The sequence below is a fragment of the Mesorhizobium sp. M7A.F.Ca.US.006.04.2.1 genome (assembly GCF_004022915.1).
GTDB lineage: Bacteria > Pseudomonadota > Alphaproteobacteria > Rhizobiales > Rhizobiaceae > Mesorhizobium > Mesorhizobium ciceri.
In genome coordinates this window covers 1-1,933 of the sequence record NZ_RZQA01001034.1, presented here as the reverse complement: position 1 = coordinate 1,933, position 1,933 = coordinate 1, and the positions used below count along the sequence as shown (strand labels likewise).

The window sequence follows — 1,933 nt, the reverse complement described above, 5'->3', positions numbered from 1 at the left end:
GTGTCCATCCAGGGTGCAGGCAAGGCCGCGCCGGTCGGCGACCAGATGGAAGCGGAGGTCGATGAAGCTGGAGTCAGCAAACTGCCGGCAGCCTAAAGTGGCTTGCCGGCGCGTACCATGGCACGCGCGATCGCGAGCTCGGCTTCCGTCCTGGCATTCTCTTTCTGGGTCATGTTGTCGGCGGCAATGAGCCGCTTCAGCGCCCGCAATGTCTCACCCCGGGTCCAGCCCCACTTCCAACATGCAATCGATGATTGCCTGAAAGCCGGGCTCCATGGCCTCCTGGCAGTCTAGCGCGCGGTCTGCGTAGTCATGGTCATCCAGGTACCTGGGCGGATCGATCATTCTTCACTCCATGTCCGGCACTTCGCCGTTGGTGAACAGTACTGTCGGTGGCCCATAGTCGCCAAGCGCCGGGTCGGCGTCGCGACTCCATGCTATGACACCAGCGTGGTTTGAAGCCAGCGCCTTTGCCCTGCGGATCGCGCGGTCCTCGCTTTGCTGGTCGGTCGGACCGCATGCAGTGAACAGGTCGCCATCCTCGCCTCGGTCGAACGCCACGACCACGATCAGCTTCGGCTTTTTCTGATCTGGCACATCGTCGGACACTCAGTGCGTCCTGCCGGAGCGGAGGTGCATCTCGATCTTATTGATTGCCTTGATGAGGACACCGACTGCCTGCAGATTGACGGCGAAGTCGAAGTTACCTCGCGCCGTTTCGAATATCAGAACGCCGACCTTGGTCTCGTCGTCGCTCATCATGCCCATTCCAATGCCGGTCGGCATATACGGTGGCTTTTCTGACATGGTCTCTCTCCTCGGATGCGGGCGGCCTCGTCGGCCGTTCGGCCATCTGGCCGTGCGACCTGGAATGGCCAAGCATGATCGGTAGGCGATCGCGGCCGTGTTTTGTCGTTCACCACTATTCGAAATGCATCGACTGCCCGCGCATCATTACCAGGGTCAGTGCGATTGCCGGATTTGCAGGTGGCTTCTTCATAAGCAAGGAGCCGTCGAAATCGCGCCACGCCGCCATGCGCAATTCGTCACCGTCATCGGCGGCTGCAGGGTCGAAAACGTGGGCATCGTAGGGATTCCGATCAATTTCAATCGTCCAGTCCTTGAGCGCCTTGCGGGCCATTTCTTCCACCTGGGCAAGGTCGCTGGTGAAGAAGGGATGCGGTCCCCATCTTCCGAAAGCGGCTCGATCCGATCCAGCGTTGGCCGCTCGGGCACCCAACCAAGAACGAAGGCAATATCGAAATCGATCTGGCGGTCCGGGCCAGCTGTGACCTCCAGTCGTTTGACGACGTCAGGATAGAGCTGTTTGCGCGCCGGCCACGTGTCCGGAAGCGCCTCGGCTTCCAATCTCGTTCGGGGAATGTTGATCAGTTCCATGATCTGATGGCGCGGAATTGTGTCCTCCGGCCAGCCCGCACAACATGCTTTCGTCGCGGCCTCGTCGGCTTCCATCCAGACTGTAGCGGCTCGGTCCTCGTCCTCGGTTGGCTGGTCGTCTTCCGGAAAGCCTTTGATATCCCACCCTTCCAACGCGAACAAACCTTCTGCACCTTGCAAGGCCGTTATGCCGGCTTGCGCGAAGACTGCTTCGGCTGCCGCGACACCGTGTGCCAGTTCTTCGGGCGTTGCACCTTCAATGTTCAAGCGAAGTTCCATGTTCGCCTCCTGTGCCAATCATGTCGACAGTGAACAAAATAAGAACATTGGAGTCAATAGGCTGTTGCCGACAGGAGAATAAGGTCGGTTTTTTCAACGCGATAACTCACTGGACAATGATCGGCGCATCATCCCGTTTCCAAGGCAACTGCTTCCATCGCCGATCAAGATGCGGACCGCCGCGGACGGGGACAGTCGGTCCCGCGTCCCGTCCTGCGGCCGGCGCTATGCTGACGCTCCTACGGCTGTCCTGTTA

The 1,933-nt window shown here is 59.6% G+C and carries 3 protein-coding genes and 1 pseudogene; all 4 read right to left on the bottom strand.

What is annotated here, in order from left to right:
* Positions 1 to 92: 92 nt before the first annotated feature.
* A pseudogene (locus EN925_RS41730) lies at positions 93 to 345 on the bottom strand (hypothetical protein).
* A gap of 3 nt (positions 346 to 348) precedes the next feature.
* Positions 349 to 609, bottom strand: coding sequence for a hypothetical protein (locus EN925_RS33850; RefSeq protein ID WP_127368822.1), 261 nt, complete (start codon positions 607 to 609; stop codon positions 349 to 351).
* Positions 610 to 807 carry a hypothetical protein gene (locus EN925_RS33845; protein WP_127368823.1) on the bottom strand — a complete coding sequence of 66 codons (198 nt, stop codon included), beginning with the start codon at positions 805 to 807 and terminating at the stop codon, positions 610 to 612. It abuts the gene before it with no gap.
* Between the two features lie 189 nt (positions 808 to 996).
* The gene (locus tag EN925_RS33840) at positions 997 to 1,677 is read right to left on the bottom strand and encodes a hypothetical protein (RefSeq protein WP_245460949.1); all 681 of its coding nucleotides are present in this window, start codon (positions 1,675 to 1,677) and stop codon (positions 997 to 999) included.
* Between the last annotated feature and the right edge of the window lie 256 nt (positions 1,678 to 1,933).

Bases quoted from the DNA above. Each gene is read 5' to 3' on its own strand.
- EN925_RS33845 (WP_127368823.1), bottom strand. From the start codon at position 807: ATGTCAGAAAAGCCACCGTATATGCCGACCGGCATTGGAATGGGCATG.
- EN925_RS33840 (WP_245460949.1), bottom strand. From the start codon at position 1,677: ATGGAACTTCGCTTGAACATTGAAGGTGCAACGCCCGAAGAACTGGCA.